Annotated in this window: 17 protein-coding genes; 2 read left to right on the forward strand and 15 right to left on the reverse strand. The window is 60.5% G+C overall.

Annotation, left to right across the window (positions count from 1 at the left end; translation table 11 throughout):
• Positions 1 to 55: 55 nt before the first annotated feature.
• The 9 genes from NN484_RS16845 to NN484_RS16885 all read right to left on the reverse strand — a co-directional run bounded on the left by NN484_RS16845 (position 56) and on the right by NN484_RS16885 (position 7,196).
• Complete coding sequence (locus NN484_RS16845) at positions 56 to 661, reverse strand: START domain-containing protein (protein ID WP_127648895.1); 606 nt, start codon at positions 659 to 661, stop codon at positions 56 to 58.
• A 41-nt stretch (positions 662 to 702) separates the two neighbouring features.
• On the reverse strand, positions 703 to 957 hold the full coding sequence (locus NN484_RS16850; protein ID WP_127648896.1) for a YkgJ family cysteine cluster protein: 255 nt from the start codon (positions 955 to 957) through the stop codon (positions 703 to 705).
• A gap of 165 nt (positions 958 to 1,122) precedes the next feature.
• Positions 1,123 to 1,632, reverse strand: coding sequence for a translation initiation factor 2 (locus tag NN484_RS16855; protein ID WP_215502035.1), 510 nt, complete (start codon positions 1,630 to 1,632; stop codon positions 1,123 to 1,125).
• Between the two features lie 78 nt (positions 1,633 to 1,710).
• Complete coding sequence (locus NN484_RS16860) at positions 1,711 to 3,150, reverse strand: aminotransferase-like domain-containing protein (RefSeq protein WP_064588649.1); 1,440 nt, start codon at positions 3,148 to 3,150, stop codon at positions 1,711 to 1,713.
• Between the two features lie 288 nt (positions 3,151 to 3,438).
• The gene (locus tag NN484_RS16865; protein WP_215502036.1) at positions 3,439 to 4,251 is read right to left on the reverse strand and encodes an OmpA family protein; all 813 of its coding nucleotides are present in this window, start codon (positions 4,249 to 4,251) and stop codon (positions 3,439 to 3,441) included.
• Positions 4,248 to 4,604 carry a DUF4398 domain-containing protein gene (locus tag NN484_RS16870; protein ID WP_174823771.1) on the reverse strand — a complete coding sequence of 119 codons (357 nt, stop codon included), beginning with the start codon at positions 4,602 to 4,604 and terminating at the stop codon, positions 4,248 to 4,250. The genes NN484_RS16865 and NN484_RS16870 overlap by 4 nt, the downstream gene beginning before the upstream one ends.
• 9 nt (positions 4,605 to 4,613) lie before the next feature.
• Positions 4,614 to 5,435: a substrate-binding periplasmic protein gene (locus NN484_RS16875; RefSeq protein WP_274657509.1), complete on the reverse strand. Its 822-nt coding sequence runs from the start codon at positions 5,433 to 5,435 to the stop codon at positions 4,614 to 4,616.
• Between the two features lie 79 nt (positions 5,436 to 5,514).
• Positions 5,515 to 6,444, reverse strand: coding sequence for an electron transfer flavoprotein subunit alpha/FixB family protein (locus NN484_RS16880; RefSeq protein WP_215502039.1), 930 nt, complete (start codon positions 6,442 to 6,444; stop codon positions 5,515 to 5,517).
• A gap of 2 nt (positions 6,445 to 6,446) precedes the next feature.
• Entirely contained in the window at positions 6,447 to 7,196 is a 750-nt protein-coding gene (locus NN484_RS16885; RefSeq protein ID WP_003226982.1) for an electron transfer flavoprotein subunit beta/FixA family protein, read from the reverse strand.
• 525 nt (positions 7,197 to 7,721) lie between these two features.
• Between NN484_RS16885 and NN484_RS16890 the strand changes: the two genes are divergently transcribed.
• A complete protein-coding gene (locus tag NN484_RS16890; RefSeq protein WP_215502040.1) occupies positions 7,722 to 9,386 on the forward strand; it encodes an electron transfer flavoprotein-ubiquinone oxidoreductase in 1,665 nt (554 codons plus the stop codon).
• 183 nt (positions 9,387 to 9,569) lie between these two features.
• On the opposite strand, the gene NN484_RS16895 is transcribed toward NN484_RS16890, so the two are convergent.
• On the reverse strand, positions 9,570 to 10,460 hold the full coding sequence (locus tag NN484_RS16895; protein ID WP_127648903.1) for an AraC family transcriptional regulator: 891 nt from the start codon (positions 10,458 to 10,460) through the stop codon (positions 9,570 to 9,572).
• A 190-nt stretch (positions 10,461 to 10,650) separates the two neighbouring features.
• On the opposite strand from NN484_RS16895, the gene NN484_RS16900 reads away from it, so the two are divergent.
• Positions 10,651 to 11,703: an NAD(P)-dependent alcohol dehydrogenase gene (locus NN484_RS16900; RefSeq protein WP_127648904.1), complete on the forward strand. Its 1,053-nt coding sequence runs from the start codon at positions 10,651 to 10,653 to the stop codon at positions 11,701 to 11,703.
• A 4-nt stretch (positions 11,704 to 11,707) separates the two neighbouring features.
• Here the strand turns inward: NN484_RS16900 and NN484_RS16905 are convergent, their stop codons facing one another.
• From NN484_RS16905 to NN484_RS16925, 5 genes are all read right to left on the reverse strand, one after another.
• A complete protein-coding gene (locus tag NN484_RS16905; RefSeq protein WP_096794901.1) occupies positions 11,708 to 12,511 on the reverse strand; it encodes an IclR family transcriptional regulator in 804 nt (267 codons plus the stop codon).
• A gap of 60 nt (positions 12,512 to 12,571) precedes the next feature.
• Positions 12,572 to 13,876 (reverse strand): MFS transporter, encoded by a 1,305-nt coding sequence (locus tag NN484_RS16910; RefSeq protein WP_127648905.1) that lies wholly within the window; start codon positions 13,874 to 13,876, stop codon positions 12,572 to 12,574.
• A gap of 172 nt (positions 13,877 to 14,048) precedes the next feature.
• A complete protein-coding gene (gene dgoD, locus NN484_RS16915; protein ID WP_007961968.1) occupies positions 14,049 to 15,197 on the reverse strand; it encodes a galactonate dehydratase in 1,149 nt (382 codons plus the stop codon).
• 62 nt (positions 15,198 to 15,259) lie between these two features.
• The gene (locus tag NN484_RS16920; RefSeq protein ID WP_215502042.1) at positions 15,260 to 15,880 is read right to left on the reverse strand and encodes a 2-dehydro-3-deoxy-6-phosphogalactonate aldolase; all 621 of its coding nucleotides are present in this window, start codon (positions 15,878 to 15,880) and stop codon (positions 15,260 to 15,262) included.
• Positions 15,881 to 15,899: 19 nt separating this feature from the next.
• Complete coding sequence (locus NN484_RS16925; protein ID WP_274657510.1) at positions 15,900 to 16,889, reverse strand: 2-dehydro-3-deoxygalactonokinase; 990 nt, start codon at positions 16,887 to 16,889, stop codon at positions 15,900 to 15,902.
• Positions 16,890 to 17,032 lie beyond the last annotated feature (143 nt).

A 17,032-nucleotide genomic window follows, 5' to 3' on the forward strand; every position in this document is an offset into this window, starting at 1 on the left:
CGACAAAACAAAAACGCCCCGAATCGATCGGGGCGTTTTGCGGTAAGCGCGCGGATTACTTCTCGGCGCGTTCTTTCAGGGCTTTAAGGGTGTTGAACGGCGCATCGACCACAAACTTGTTGGCGACCATGGCCGGCACGCTGCCGCCTGGCTCGGTGTGCACCTGATAGGTCACTTCGACCTGATCACCTTTCGGTACGAACTTCCAGAAGCCTTTGACCTGAGCGACGCGGACAAAGCCTTTCTCTTCCGGAACGTACTTCGGCACGCCTTCGAGGTTGCGGGTCAGGCTGCCATCAGCGCCTTCGACGGTGGTGATGTGCAGCACCGAATCACGCGGGGTCACTGGCCACGGCGTATTGAACTGGGTGTAGGTCCAACTCTGATCGCCCTCGTGCTTGAGCAGCTTCTGGGTTTTGCACTCGTGAATCCAGGCGCAGGCACCCGGGACGTCTTCCTGCAAGGCGCGCAGTTTGGCAATGGTGGTCTTCATCAGGGTTACACCCTGATAGGACTTGTAATCGGAGCCCGGCACTTCGGCCAGCGAGACCTTGATCCCGTCCTGCTCCTTGGCGACCTTCCAGTCCTCAGCCTGAGCAACCGAAGTAGCCAGCACGGCCGTCAAACCACACAACACAGCGATACGATGCAGCGAACCCATAGTCTTATTCCTTATTGTTGAAGTTCCGTTCGTTTGACACATCACGCCGCCGTCATCTGCTCCCACCAGCCGATCAACCTGATCGCTTCTTCCGAGCTGCTGCCACAGACTTCGACATCGGCGGCAAATCCTGAACAGACCGCCGGACGCTCCGGCTGGCCGAAAATCTTGCACAGGTTTTCGACCGACAGCTGTACGCAACGTTCGCCGGCAGGTTTGCCGTTGGGCATACCCGGAATGGCAGAACTGATGGAAGGGGCAATACAGCAAGCGCCACAGCCTTCACGGCATTTCATGACGAGCAAGTCCTCGCGACGGGCAATGTGTTAAAGAGACACGGACAGAGTAACCGCTAAAACGGTTGTTTCAAATTCCCTGAACCGGGGTTTTTACCGATAACTGAACGTGACTGACCAGTCTGCGACAAAGCGTCTGGTCTGCGGGTCACGGATCGATTGAATTTACTGTTTGAACTCGAAATCCAGCGCTGCGCCTTCGATATCGCGGCGCTCTTCGTTGCGCAGCTGCAATTGCATTTCGTTGCTGAGCAGGCGGCCGTTGAGCTGGAACCCGCTGTCCTTCTCGCCAAACATCTGCGGCAGGATTCCCTCGTGTTTGGGCATCGGCACGCTACCGGCCGGCTTGAGCTGCTGGACCATTTCCTTGGGCAGGCTCAGATCGAGCTTGGCCGGCGGCAGTCTGGTCTTTACCACCTCACTGGCTGGCTTCGATTTGGAAGCGACCGGGGGCCGTTTCTTCACCGTGGCGGCTTTCTTCTGCCGGACTTGTTTATCCTGAGTTTTTTTATCCTGGGCTTTTTTATCGGCAACGGCTTTTTTGCTGGTGGTCGATTTGCTTGCCGGTGCGGACGTTGCAGGCTTTTCCTGAACGGCGGCTGCCATGACACCGGGCGCGTGGCCCATCGTCAACACACCAAGCAAAACCCAGGCGGCAGGAAAAATCGCTTTCATGAACCCAACAACACTAACGGCAGAGGGCCATATGCTCGCCTGTTGAGCGTCACAAGACAAGCACGACGCGCCGCTCGTTCAGAAACCGCCAGCGGTTTCCTGACACAGTTGCGTCGCCAGCAAACCGAGGGTCATCAGCGCCCTCTCCGCCTCGCGATTCCACGGCGTGCCGCAATTGAGGCGGATACAGTGGTTGAACTGCTCGGTATTACTGAAGATCAGCCCCGGCGCAATACTGATGCCCTGCTGCAATGCGCGGACATGCAGTTCCTGAGTATTGACCCTGCCCGGCAGACTCACCCAGAGGATGAAACCGCCGGTGGGCCGGGTCATTTGTGTACCTTCGGGGAAGTACTGCTGAACCGCCAGCTGGAACGCGCTGAGGTTTTTTCGGTATTCCTGGCGGATGTACCGTAAATGCCGGTCATAACCGCCGTTTTCCAGATAGGCAGCAATCGCCATTTGCGTCACGCTGCACGCCGAATGCGTGGTGAACGTCTGCAGACGCTGGATTTCCTGCTGATACTTGCCGGCAATCATCCAGCCGACACGCACGCCCGGCGATAAGGTCTTGGAGAAGCTCGAACAGTAGATCACCCGATCCAGCCGGTCGTAGGCTTTCAGAGCTTTGGTGCGGCCCTGTTCGAACATCAACTCGCCATAAATGTCGTCCTCGACAATCTGGATATCGAAATCCGAAGCCAGGCGCAGCAACTGTTTCTGCCGCTCTTCCGGCATGGTGCCGCCCAGTGGATTGCTCAGGCGTGTGGTCAGGACCAAGGCCTTGATCGACCATTGGTTGGCCGCCAGTTGCAAGGCTTCAAGACTCATGCCGGTGGCCGGATCGCTGGGGATCTCGATCACTTTCAAACCCAGCAGATCAGCCAGTTGCAAAAGGCCGTAATAGGTCGGCGATTCAGCGGCGATCAGGTCGCCCGGACGGGTCAGCACACGCAGCGACATCTGCAATGCATCGACGCAACCGTGGGTGATCACCACTTCTGAAGGATCGACCACCACTCCGGCGTCGCGCATGCGGATTGCCACTTGCCGGCGCAGCGGTTCGAAACCCGGGCTGAACATATAGCTGAACGCTCGCGGGCTATGGAACCGGGTGACTTTGGCCAATTGCTGATGCAGCGCCCGCACCGGCAAATACTCGACGCTCGGCACCGCCGCGCCAAGAGGGAACACCCCTTCGCGGCGCGATTCGACCAACACTTGCTGAATGATGCTGGCGCGGGTGACCAGCCCAGGCCGTTCGACCCGGGCGATATCCGGCGTCGGTGCGGTCAGTGCCGGGGTCTGGTGCACGTAGTAACCGGACTGCGGCCGCGCGCGAATCAGGCCCTGATCCTCGAGATTGGCGTAAGCCTGCAACACCGTCGCATGGCTGACATTGAGCTGCGAGCTCATCTTGCGTACCGAAGGCACGCGCTCCCCCGGTTGATAGACGCCACGGCGGATGTCTTCAGCCAGTTGTTGAGCAATACGTTGGTAGAGCAAAAGATTGGTCATGACGCAGCACTCGATTTCACGGGCATTTTATTCTTGTGTGAAACAATACCGGAACAGTTTAGAAGTGTACTGGGACAGTTACCACTTTAGTCAACGATACAGTGCTGTGTCAGCTACAACTGTATGGATTTGCGCGCCAATCGACAGACGTAAAAAAACCCGGCGCTGCATGACAGGCCGGGCTTTTGTAGGAGCTGTCGAGTGAAACGAGGCTGCGATCTTTTGATCTTGCTTTTTAAAGATCAAAAGATCGCAGGCTTCGCCAGCTCCTACAGGGTGCGGTGACACTCAGCGGGCGGCGCCGAGCTGGCCTTTTTCGTCGGAGAACACAATTTCCACCCGACGGTTCTGTGCTCGCCCGCGCTCGGAAGCGTTGGCGTCCACCGGGTACTCGTCGCCGTAACCTTCGACCTGAATGCGTTTGTCCTCAATGCCCAGGTCCATCAGCACATCGGCCACCGCTTGGGCGCGATCACGCGACAGTTTGAGGTTTTCCTGTTTGCCACCGGTGCTGTCGGTGTAGCCCTCGATACGCACCACGCGCTTCGGGTTGAGTTGCAGGAACTGCACGATCTTCAACACCACGCGGTTGGCGGAACTCTTCAGCTCCGCTTCTCCGGTGTCGAACAATACGTCGCCGAGGGTCATGACCAGACCGCGATCGGTTTGCGTGGTGGCCAGCGCAACGATCTGTTCTTCTAGCCACTTGCCCTGCTGCTGCACGCTCAGCAGTTTGGACTCGCGCAGGGCCAGTTGCAGACGCTGGCGTTCCAACTCCAGCTTTGCCGCACGCTCTTCGTTAAGCACCAGATTGGTGTGTTCACGGGCGATTTCGCTGTAGCGCTGGCTCAGGTAGGCGTAATGCGCCACGTCCCAGCCGCTGCCCCAATAGGTCGACAGGCGATCGGCACGGGCCAGCGACTCACCGGCGCGAATCACATCCTTCGGCGCGATGCGCAGCACGTTGGAGTCTTCCTTGACCTTCTGGAAGTCGCTGCTGGCCTGCTGCAAGGCGGCTTCGCTGTGTTGACCGGCGCAACCGTAGAGGCTCGCGCAACCCGCCAGAATCAGTCCGCCGAGGGCTTTTGACTTGAGGCTCATTGGGCATCTCCCAGTTGCTTGCGCAGACGGATGATGCGGGTGTTCAGCACATTCAGCTGCTCTTCGCTCTTTTGCGTCAGCACCTTGGCTTCGGCCAGACGCGCATCCAGTTCGGCCTGTTCGGAACGCATGCGCGCGTTCTTGAACGACTCGTCAGCCATGTTGCCCTTGGCCCGGTTGAACTTGTCTTCGGCCAGTTTCATTTCCGGCATTTCATCGGCGGTCGCACCCACAGCCTTGGCCTGGGCGATGGCCTGCTCGGTCAGACGCATTTGTTCATTGGGTGCCGGATCGTTGGCGCAGCCGGCCAGGGCCAGAACGGCCATGGCCGCGAAAAGAGGTCGAATACTCACTAAGAATCCCTACTGTTTTGGGGCACTGACAGATGGCTGCGGCTGTTGCTGCTGCGCCTTCCAGCGCTCGATGTTGCGTTGCAGCGCGGCTTCGGTCAGTCCGGACGCGGGCAATTCTGTCATCTTTTTAGCGAGCTGTCCGCGCAACCACGGATCGTTGCATGCGGAGTTGTGCGAAACCGCGAGGAACAGGCCCGGCCGGTCGATCGGTTGCTCGAAGGCCAGCAGATCATTGACCATGCCCAGCGCCTGCGCGGCCGCCATACCCGAGTAGCGTCCGGCAAGTACATATTCCACTTCACCGAGAAGCAATTTCTGAAAGGCCTGAGTGATGTTGGCTGTCCGGGTCAGGGTCAGATTCTGCTCGGCGAAAGTGCCGAATGCCTGGGTCATGCGAGACTTTTCCGACAGCCCGCCGGTGTGCCCGTGCAGGTCTTTGGCTTCGCTGTAGACCAGCGCCGAGCCTTTGCGCGTCCACACCAGGTAGTCGTTTTCCAGCAACGGCGGATAGATGTAATCGAGGTTTTCCAGCTCGTTGAACATCAGCGGCGTGTCGGCCAGCATGTCCATGCGCCCGCTGCGCACCTCATCGAGGGCCTGCGCGCGTTTGCCGGCGTAAAGCAGCTCGACCTTGATGCCCAGGTCCTTGGCCACTTGCTGCAGCAGGTCAGCACTGGCGCCGATCAATTGCTTGGGATTCTGCGGGTCCTGCCACAGGTACGGCGGTGCGTCCGGGCTGCCGGTGACAACGAGGCGCTCGCACTTGCCGGCAGCCACGGCCAGCCCCGGCAAGAGGACCAATCCCAATAACAACCTGCGGTGCAGATCCATGGCAACACGCTCCACTCAAATGCGAAACAAAAAAAAGCCCGACCAGAAGGCCGGGCTCTTTATAAGTGAAGCCGCCGGATTAGACCAGCTTCTCCAGCTCAGGGACTGCTTCGAACAGATCCGCCACCAGGCCGTAATCGGCCACCTGGAAGATCGGCGCTTCTTCGTCCTTGTTGATCGCAACGATCACTTTGGAGTCTTTCATGCCGGCCAGGTGCTGGATCGCGCCGGAGATACCGACGGCGATGTACAGCTGCGGCGCAACGATCTTGCCGGTCTGACCGACCTGCATGTCGTTGGGTACGAAACCTGCGTCGACCGCGGCGCGCGAAGCACCGACGGCAGCGCCCAGCTTGTCGGCCAGGGCGTACAGGTGTTTGAAGTTGTCGCCGTTCTGCATGCCGCGGCCGCCGGAAACGACGATCTTGGCAGCGGTCAGCTCAGGACGATCGGACTTGGCCAGTTCTTCGCTGACGAAGCTGGAAGTACCGGCGTCGTGCACAGCAGCAACGGCTTCGACAGCCGCCGAACCGCCTTCAGCGGCAACCGGGTCGAAACCGGTGGCACGCACGGTGATCACTTTGATCGCGGCGGTCGATTGCACGGTGGCAATCGCGTTACCGGCGTAGATCGGGCGCTTGAAGGTATCAGCGCTTTCTACCGAGATGATCTCGGAGATCTGGTCAACGTCCAGTGCAGCGGCAACGCGCGGCAGGATGTTTTTACCGTTGGACGTGGCGGCAGCCAGAATGTGGCTGTAACCCTTGCCCAGCTCAGCCACCAGCGGCGCAACGTTTTCCGGCAGCTGATGCGCGTAAGCGGCGTTGTCAGCGTTCAGGACTTTGCTCACGCCAGCGATTTTCGCAGCGGCTTCAGCCACGGCGCCAGCGCCTTGACCTGCAACCAGCACGTGAATGTCGCCGCCGATTTTGGCAGCAGCAGCCACGGTGTTCAGTGTGGCCGGAGCCAGCACTTTGTTGTCGTGTTCGGCGATTACCAAGATAGTCATGATTAGATTACCTTCGCTTCGTTTTTCAGTTTCTCGACCAGTTCAGCCACCGACTTGACCTTGATGCCCGCGCTGCGTGCAGCCGGCGCTTCGACTTTCAGGGTCTTGTTGGTGGAGGCGGTGGAAACGCCCAAAGCGTCCGGAGTCAGCACTTCGAGAGGCTTCTTCTTGGCTTTCATGATGTTTGGCAGGGACGCGTAGCGCGGCTCGTTCAAACGCAGGTCGGTGGTGACGATGGCCGGCAGTTTCAGGGAAACGGTCTGCGCGCCGCCGTCGATTTCGCGGGTCACGGCAACGCTGTCGCCGGAGACTTCGACTTTCGAGGCGAACGTGCCCTGACCGTAGCCGCTCAGTGCAGCGAGCATCTGGCCGGTCTGGTTGTTGTCGCTGTCGATAGCCTGTTTGCCCAGGATCACCAACTGAGGTTGTTCCTTGTCGACCACAGCCTTGAGCAGCTTGGCCACGGCCAGCGAAGTCAGGTCTTCAGCGGATTCGACGAGGATGGCGCGGTCGGCACCCAGAGCCAGTGCGGTACGCAGCTGTTCCTGAGCGGTGGACGGGCCGATGGAGACGACGACGATTTCGGTCGCAACACCTTTCTCTTTCAGGCGTACGGCTTCTTCCACTGCGATTTCGCAGAACGGGTTCATCGACATCTTGACGTTGGCGAGGTCTACGCCGGAATTGTCCGCCTTGACGCGAACCTTGACGTTGTAATCCACAACGCGTTTGACAGCTACAAGAACCTTCATGGATTCCTCGTTACTCTCCGGTGAAAAGAAAGTCGCCTAGGCGAACCTGGCGGTTGATGCTCATCGGGCACAAGGGCACCTCTAAAAACGCCGGCGGGGCGCGATGACCGTTCGTCAGTGGTGACCGAGAAGTCATGCCGCGTGACGGTGTGTAAACTGCGCGCCAGACCTGCGCTGCGCATCACCTTCAACTGCCTGTGCCCTGTCTTTAGAGGTGCTCTTGAAACCGCCAGTCTGCCTACGGCGAGCGCAAAACCGCCCGTATCTTGACCGGAACGCCTATTCCGGTCAATACGGCAAAATGGTCGTTCATAAGCCGCGCTTCTTTGATTTCTCTGGGCTGGAGCCGATTCAAACAAACGTTTGTATTGGACGCTCAGAGTGGTGTAGATATAATGCGCCGCCTAGAGAGAAAGGTGGTTTGCCCATTATTACCCTTGACGTTAACGTAAAGGCAATAACGGATACGACACCGAACCTCCAAATTAGAAAAAAAACTGTTGAGCCTTGAGTAGGAGATAGCCTGTGGAACGCGAATACATGGAATTCGACGTGGTCATCGTCGGTGCCGGCCCCGCTGGCCTGTCCGCCGCCTGCCGTCTGAAGCAGAAGGCCGCCGAAGCCGGTAAGGAAATCAGCGTCTGCGTGGTCGAAAAAGGCTCCGAAGTCGGCGCACATATCCTTTCCGGTGCCGTGTTCGAACCACGCGCTCTGAACGAACTGTTCCCGGACTGGAAAGAACTCGGCGCCCCGCTGAACACCCCGGTCACCCGCGACGATATTTTCGTACTGAAAAACGCCGACAGCGCGCAGAAAGTCCCTGACTTTTTTGTGCCCAAGACCATGCACAACGAAGGCAACTACATTATTTCTCTGGGCAACCTGTGCCGCTGGCTGGCGCAGCAGGCCGAGAACCTGGGCGTGGAAATCTACCCGGGCTTCGCCGCTCAGGAAGCGCTGATCGATGACAACGGCATCGTGCGCGGGATCATCACCGGTGATCTGGGCGTCGACCGTGAAGGCAATCCGAAAGAAGGCCTGTACACCCCGGGCATGGAACTGCGTGGCAAGTACACGCTGTTCGCCGAAGGCTGCCGTGGCCACATCGGCAAGCAACTGATCAAGCGCTACAACCTCGACAGCGATGCCGACGCCCAGCATTACGGCATCGGCCTGAAGGAAATCTGGGAAATCGACCCGGCCAAACATCAGCCAGGCCTGGTAGTCCACACCGCCGGCTGGCCGCTGGACATCATGGGCACCGAAAACACCGGCGGCTCGTTCCTCTATCACCTGGAAAACAACCAGGTGGTGGTCGGTCTGATCGTTGACCTGTCCTACAGCAACACCTACCTGTCGCCGTTCGACGAGTTCCAGCGCCTCAAGCATCACCCGGTGCTGGCCCAGTATCTGGAAGGCGGCAAGCGCGTCAGCTACGGTGCTCGCGCGATCTGCAAAGGTGGCCTGAACTCGCTGCCGAAAATGGTCTTCAAGGGCGGCGCGCTGATCGGTTGCGACCTCGGCACCCTGAACTTCGCCAAAATCAAGGGCAGCCACACGGCGATGAAGTCCGGCATGCTCGCCGCTGAATCGGTGGCCGACGCACTGTTCGCCGAGAAGGATGGCACCGAAGAACTGACCGCCTACGTGGACGCGTTCAAGAAGAGCTGGCTCTACGACGAACTGTTCGCCAGCCGCAACTTCGGCCCAGCGATCCACAAGTTCGGTGCCATCGTCGGCGGTGGTTTCAACTGGCTGGACCAGAACATCTTCGGCGGCAAACTGCCGTTCACCCTGCACGACACCAAGCCGGACTACGCGTGTCTGAAGCTGGCGGCCGACTGCAAGAAGATCGACTATCCGAAGCCGGACGGCAAACTCAGCTTCGACAAACTGAGCTCGGTGTTCATCTCCGGTACCAACCACGAAGAAGAGCAGCCGTGCCACCTGAAGCTGACCGACCCGAGCATCCCGATCAGCAAGAACCTGCCGCTGTACGACGAACCGGCGCAGCGCTACTGCCCGGCCGGCGTCTACGAAGTGATCACCAAGGAAGACGGCGAGAAGCGCTTCCAGATCAACGCCCAGAACTGCGTGCACTGCAAGACCTGTGACATCAAGGACCCTTCGCAGAACATCACCTGGGTCACGCCGGAAGGCGCTGGCGGCCCGACTTACCCGAATATGTAAGTCGTATCGCTGAACAACGAGGCTCCCGAAATGGGGGCCTTTTTGTTGCCCATAATTCCTGCAACACCACAAAACCAATGCAGGAGTGAGCCTGCTCGCGATAGCGGAGTATCAGTCGACACACCTCTATCTGACACACCGCTATCGCGAGCAGGCTCACTCCTACAGGGGATCTGCGCAGGATCAGGCAACGCGTTCCTCGCCCGGGCTGCGCTCGAAGTAGCGCTTGTACTCACGACTGAACTGCGACGTGCTCTGATACCCCACCCGATGCGCCACCTGCGCCACACCCAGCCCCTCGGCGATCAACAACGTCTGCGCCTTGAGCAAACGCAAGCGCTTCAAGTACTGCACCGGCGACAAAAGGGTGCTGCGCTTGAAGTGCTCGTGAAAGGTCGACACGCTCATGTTGGCGCAACTGGCCAGGGTCTCGACGTTCAACGGCTCGGTGTAATGCGCATGCAGATGGCTGATCGACGCCGCGACCCGGGCGAACTGCCCCTGCTGCTCCACCAGCGCGCGCAACACATCGGCCTGCGGCCCGCGCAGCGCGGTGAACAACAATTCGCGCACCCGCGCCGGCCCCAAAATCTGACACGCCAGCGGATCGTGCAGGCAGCGCAGCAAGCGTTCAACACAACCGCGCATGTCATCGTCGAGCACCACCGAGGTCATCGACTCCGGCGTCTGCGCCGGAATGTGCCGCCCCGGCGCCAGCCCCATGGCCAGCACCAGCTCACCGAGCAGCACCCGGTCAATGGCCACCGACACGCCCAGCAACGGCGCATCCGGCAAGGCAAAGGTTTCGCACTCGAACGGCACCGGCAGCGCCTGAATCAGATAGTGCCCGGCGCCATACTCCATGGTGCGCGGGCCGAGAAACGCCAGTTTGCTGCCCTGGGCGATGATCATCAGGCTCGGCTCATAAATGTGCGGGCCGCGCGCGACGTCGCAACTGGCGCGCAAGACCTGCACGCCGGGCAGCCCGGTCTGACTGTAACCGTCGCGGAGCGCCAGCGGCTCGATCAACGAAACCAGCGTGGCATTGGCATCAAGGTGGCGGGTCAACTGCATCGAATGGGTCTTCAAAAAAGTCACGAAAAAAGGCATGCAAGCATCATCGCAGATCCTTTTGCCAATGCGATTGCCCAGACCCGCATGCCGGAGGATTAGGCATGAGACCCGGAGAAATCGTCATGGCCGCCGCAGCGGACGGCGCCCAGAATGCGCCACCTCACCTGTCACTGCTTCTGCGAGGTTCCTCATGTACACCGCAATCGGTTATGCCGCTCAATCGGCCACCACTCCCCTCGCCCCGATGAAATTCGAACGCCGCAGCCCTCGCGCTGACGACGTGGCGATCGAGATCCTGTACTGCGGCGTCTGCCACTCCGACATCCACCAGGCGCGCAACGAATGGGGCATCGCCGTTTATCCGTTGATGCCCGGCCACGAGATCGTCGGAAAAGTCACCGCAGTCGGTGCGAACGTCACCCAACATAAAGTAGGCGATCTGGTCGGTGTTGGCTGCATGGTCGACTCCTGCCGCACCTGCGCCGCCTGCCAGCAGAACCTCGAGCAATACTGCCTCGAAGGTCCGACCATGACCTACGCCACCCCGGACCGGGTCGACGGCAGCAACACCATGGGCGGATACTCGGACAGCATCGTCGTCAGCGAGCACTTCGTGGTGCGCATCCCGGCGAAACTCGACCTGGCCAGCGCCGCGCCGATCCTCTGCGCCGGCATCACCACCTACTCGCCGCTCAAGCACTACGGCGTCAAGGCCGGCGACAAGGTCGGGATTCTCGGCATGGGCGGCCTCGGCCACATGGGCATCAAGTTCGCCAAGGCCCTGGGCGCGCAAGTCACGCTGTTCACCCGTTCGGCGAGCAAGGCCGAGGAAGGTCGTCGTCAGGGCGCCGATCATGTGATCGTCTCCACCGATGCCGAACAGATGGCCGCCGCCGCAGGCCAGTTCGATTTCCTGCTCGACACCATTCCGGTGCAGCACGACCTCAACCCGTACCTGCAAACCCTGCGCTTTGATGGCGTGCATATTCTGGTAGGGCTGATCGAGCCGATCGACCCGCCGGTGCATGCTGCCAACCTGGTACTGGGCCGCCGGGTGCTGGCCGGTTCGTTGATCGGTGGCATCGCCGAAACCCAGGAAGTGCTGGATTTCTGCGCCGAGCACAACATCACCTGCGACATCGAAATGCTCGACATCCGCCAGATCAACGAGGCTTACGCGCGCATGATCGCCGGTGACGTGAAGTACCGCTTCGTGATCGACATGGCGACGCTCAAGGTTTAAGGCCTCAGACCTTCAAGCCAAGCTCCGCCGAGAGCCGGGCTGTGACCCCTTTGATCAGGGGGATCAGCTCGGCCATTTTTTCCAGCGGCATGTACGGCACGGTGCTGGCGATGCTGATCGCCGCCACAATGCGCTTGCTCGCATCGCGAATCGGCGCCGCCACGCAGCGGATCGACGGTTCGTTGTCTTCCAGATCGAACGCGTAGCCACCGGCCACGTACTCGGTCATGCGCTGCTCAAGCTGTTCCCACGACTGCTGGGGATGCTGCGGCCAGAACTGACTTTTCCCACCCGCCGGCAGGCTGATGTCGTACAGCCGCTGCCAATCCTGCGGCGCATCATCGAGCATCAAGGCCTTGCCGATCCCGGTGCGCGCCAGCGGCATCCGATGGCCGACCCGCGAACGCATTTCCGGGCCATTACGCCCCGGATTCTTCAGCAGGTACAGAACCTCGTCACCTTCACGAATACCCAGATGCACGGTGTCGCCGGTCAGCGCCGACAACTCGTCCAGATACGGCCCGGCCAGGCTCACCAGCGGCAACTCTTCGCGCGCCTGAAACCCCAGCTCGATCAACTTGGGCCCCAGCAGATAGCCGATTTGCGGCACCACGCGCAGGTAGCGCTCGTCCACCAGGCAACTGGCCAGCCGATGGGTGGTGCTGCGCGTGGTGCCGATCAGCCGGGCGATCTCTTTCAGATCGCGGGCGCCACTGGCCACCGCCTGCACCACACCCAGTCCGCGAAGCAGCGTCTGCGTGCCGGTGGGTGCGGCGTCCTTGGTTTTTTCCGGGGCGTCTTCCTGCATATCCAGCCTTTACCGTTGAGCGAGGGAACGGGCGGCATTATGGTCGCCCGACGCGGAGCACTACAACTCGATACGCTCGACCTTGCCCACCAGCAACACGTAGGACAATGCACCGACCAGCGCAAGCACCGCGATGTAGGTGATCGCCGGCGCGAACGAGTCACCGCTGGCGAGAAAACCGATGACGATCGGTGTGGCAATCGCCGACAGGTTGCCGATGAAGTTGAACACCCCGCCGGTCAGCCCCAACAACCGCGCCGGCGCCAGTGTCGACACCAGCGACCAGGTGATCGACGCCAGCCCGTTGCCGAAAAACGCCAGCGCCAGGAAGGCAATCACCAGCGGCGTCGACTCAACAAAATTCGCGCCGATGATCGAGGTGGAAATCAGCAGCCCGCCAATGATCGGCAACTTGCGCGCAAAGCCGACGCTGCAACCACGGCGAATCAGCAGGTCGGAAAAGAACCCCGAACACAGCACGCCAATGAACGCGGCAAGGAACGGCAGCGACGCCAGCAGGCCGGACTTGATGAAGTCCATGCCGCGATATTTCACCAGGTAGGTCGGGAACCACGTCAGAAAAAACCACAGCGTCGAGTTCAGGCAGAACTGGCCGAGGTAGATGCCCCACAACTTGCGTTTGGTCAGGACGATACCCAGGTCGGTCCAACTGAACGACGCCTTGGCCGTTTGCGCTTGAATGTCTACCAGCCCGCCACCCTCGCGGATCAGGTCGATCTCCGCATCGTTGGCGCCCTTGAAATCTCGCGGCTCGCGATACACCGCGTACCAGATCGCCGCCCAGACAATGCCCGCCGCGCCAGTGGCGACGAACACCATGTGCCAGCCGAACTCATGTTGCAGCCACGCCAGCACCGGGGTCAGAAACGCCAGCCCGACAAATTGCCCGGAGGTGTAGAAACCAATCGCCGTGGCCCGCTCGCGCTCGGGAAACCAGGTGGTCACCACGCGGCTGTTGATCGGATAGGCTGGGGCTTCCAGCGCGCCGACCGCCATGCGCAGCACGAACAGTGCAATGAAACTCGCGGCAAAACCGAGCATCACCGTGGCCAGCGACCATAGCAGCAGCGCGACGCTGTAGAGAATGCGCGGTGGCACCCGGTCCACCAGCCAGCCGCCGGGGATCTGCATCGCGGCGTAGGTCCAGCCGAACGCGGAGAAAATCAGCCCGACGTGAACCGGATCGATGCCCAGTTCGCTGGTCAGCGCGGGTGCGGCAATCGACAGGTTGCTGCGGTCGAGGTAGTTGATGACCACGGTGATGAACAACAACACCATGATGAAGAACCGCTTGCGGCTGGGCGTGACTAAAGACGCCTGCCCGGTGAGGGTTTGCGGTGGCATGAGAGATACCTCTTCTTATGTTTATTGAGGTCGGCCTGAGGCCTTGCACTAATCCCTGTAGGAGTGAGCCTGCTCGCGATAGCGTCCTGTCAGTCATAGACATGCCGGATGTAAAAACCGAATCGCGAGCAGGCTCACTCCTACATTTGAATTGTGTTGAATCAGTAAGCACTCACCACTCGGCAAAACTGCCATCGGCATGGCGCCAGATCGGGTTGCGCCAGCGGTGGCCGACGGCGGCGCGCTCGATCACGTATTCCTCGTTGATCTCGATACCCAGCCCCGGCCCGTTCGGAATCTTCACGAAGCCCTGGTCGTAGTCGAACACCCGTGGATCCTTCACGTAGTCGAGCAAATCGTTGCTCTCGTTGTAATGGATGCCCAGGCTCTGCTCCTGGATAAACGCGTTGTAACAAGCCGCGTCGAGTTGCAAACACGCCGCCAGCGCAATCGGCCCCAGTGGGCAATGCAGCGCCAGCGCCACGTCGTAGGCTTCGGCCATGTTGGCGATCTTGCGGGTTTCGGTGATGCCGCCGGCGTGGGAGGCATCCGGCTGGATGATGTCGACGTAGCCTTCGCTCAACACGCGTTTAAAGTCCCAACGCGAGAACAGCCGCTCACCGAGGGCAATCGGCGTGCTCGTCAGCGGCGCCAGCTCTTTCAGCGCTTCGTAGTTTTCACTGAGCACCGGTTCTTCGATGAACATCAGTTTGTATGGGTCGAGTTCTTTCATCAGCACCTTGGCCATCGGCTTGTGCACCCGACCATGGAAGTCGACGCCGATACCGACGTTCGGCCCGACCGCATCACGCACCGCAGCCACGTTGGCCAGGGCCAGATCGACTTTCTCAAAGGAGTCGAGGAACTGCAGCTCTTCGGTGCCGTTCATTTTCACCGCGGTAAAACCACGGCTCACCGCCTCTTTCGCCGCCCGTGCCGTATCGGCCGGACGGTCGCCACCGATCCACGAATACACACGGATCTTGTCACGCACCTGACCGCCGAGCAGATCGCTGACCGACACACCGAGGGCCTTGCCCTTGATGTCCCACAGCGCCTGATCGATACCGGCCAGCGCACTCATGTGGATCGCGCCGCCGCGGTAGAAGCCGCCGCGGTACAACACGGTCCAGATGTCCTCGATGTTGCGTGGGTCTTTGCCGATCAGGTAGTCGGACAATTCCTCGACTGCAGCGGCGACGGTGTGGGCGCGGCCTTCGACCACAGGCTCGCCCCAACCGGTGACGCCTTCGTCGGTTTCGACCTTGAGGAAACACCAGCGCGGCGGGACGATGAAGGTGGTGAGTTTGGTGATTTTCATCTCTGCTCTCTTTTTGTAAATGCAGCTCTTATTAGATGCAGCGCACGCGGCGCCAAAAAGTCTTAGCGAAGCGCTTTCCAGGCGGCCACGTAGGCCTTGGCGTTCACCGCCACTTGCTCCGGCGTCATGCCCGGCTTGAACAGACCGGAACCGAGCCCGAAACCTTTGACCCCGGCATCGATGAACACCTGCATGTTGTCCGGGGTGATGCCGCCGACCGGCGCCAGCACCGTCCCCGCTGGCAACACCGCGAGCCAGGCTTTGACGACCGCCGGGCCCATCTGCTCGGCCGGGAACAGCTTGAGAATGTCCGCGCCCTCCTCCAGCGCCGCGAAGGCTTCGGTCGGCGTGGCGACACCCGGCGACAGGTACAGCCCCGCCGCTTTCGCTGCGCGCAGCACTTTGGCGTCGCTGTGCGGCATGACAATCACCTGGCCGCCAGCCGCTTTCACCTGCTCGACCTGTTCCGGGGTCAGCACCGTGCCGGCACCGATCAGACAATCGGCGGGCAAGGTCTGGCGCAGGATGCGGATACTTTCGTACGGTGAAGGGGAATTGAGCGGTACTTCGATGACGCGAAATCCGGCGGCATACAGGACTTCTCCGATAGCGGCGGCTTCCTGCGGATGCAGGCCACGCAGAATCGCGATCAGACCGTTTTGTGCCAGTGCTTGCTTGAGCATGTCAGGCCTCCAGTCAGGGTTAACGGGATGAGGAATCGAGCAGTCCGGCGGCCAGCGCCAGTTGCCACAGGCCACGCTCGGTGGCCTGCTCGGCCAGCGTCACGTTGGCGAAACCACAGGCCTCCAGCGCGCGGCTGTAGCGGGCGCAGAGTTGCGCGTTGCCGATGAGGATGATCGAGGGCAGATGCACGCTGTGGCGCCGACGCCGCTGCACGGTGGCAAGCGCCGCCAGTTCATGGCCGATCATCAGCCCGGACAGGTAATCCGCTTGCGCCGTCGGGGCCAGTTCGCCGGTCAGGCCCAAGGTGCGCGCACTGAACAGCGTGGAAAGCACACCGAGTTCGCCGTCCGTCGACAGCGCCACTTGCACGCCACGGTCAAAGGCCAGGCCATCGAATGCCGCCCCCGGTTGCTGGGTACGCCCGAGAATGCTGTGCTCACTGAGCACGGCGAACACTTCGCCGGTCATGAAGGTATCGAAATGAGTGATGCGGCCATCGACCACTTCCACCCATTTGGAATGGCTGCCCGGCAAGCCGATCAACAGGTCGCCGTCCGTCTCGGCCGGCAGGTTCTGCAGCACGCCGAGGACCTGGGTTTCTTCACCGCGCATCACGTTCGGCAGGCGTGAACGCTGGATCACGCCCGGCACGATATGCACCCGCGTGCCGCGCAGACTGACCAGTGTTTGTAGGGAATTTCCGAGATTGGCGACGTTCGCCGGTGTTTCGCAGTAGGCCGCTTCGCGCCAGCCCTGGGCGCTGCCGACCATGCCGCAGGCGATCACCGGCAGATCCGGCTGCGCATCGAGCCAGTCGCCACACGCGTCTTCGAAGGCCAGTTCAAAACCGTCGGCGCATTCACGACCGTTGATGACTCGCGAGGTCTTGGGCAACTGCATGATCCCGGACGACAGCGCACGCTGCTCCAGCACCACCCCGCCCGCCGCGAGTTTGTAAGCACGTAATGAGGTCGTCCCCCAATCGAGCGCGATCAATTGCGCCTGCATCGCTTCACCTGTTTTGTTTTTGGCAGTGAGTGCGACGGACTATAGACCTCTCAGACCGGAAATCTCAATATGTAATTTTGCATCCCATATTTTGGGATAGAACAATCTCGCCCTACCTCGAACAGGTTCAGCCATCACCGCCA

The sequence above is a fragment of the Pseudomonas serboccidentalis genome (assembly GCF_028830055.1).
Lineage (GTDB): Bacteria > Pseudomonadota > Gammaproteobacteria > Pseudomonadales > Pseudomonadaceae > Aquipseudomonas > Aquipseudomonas serboccidentalis.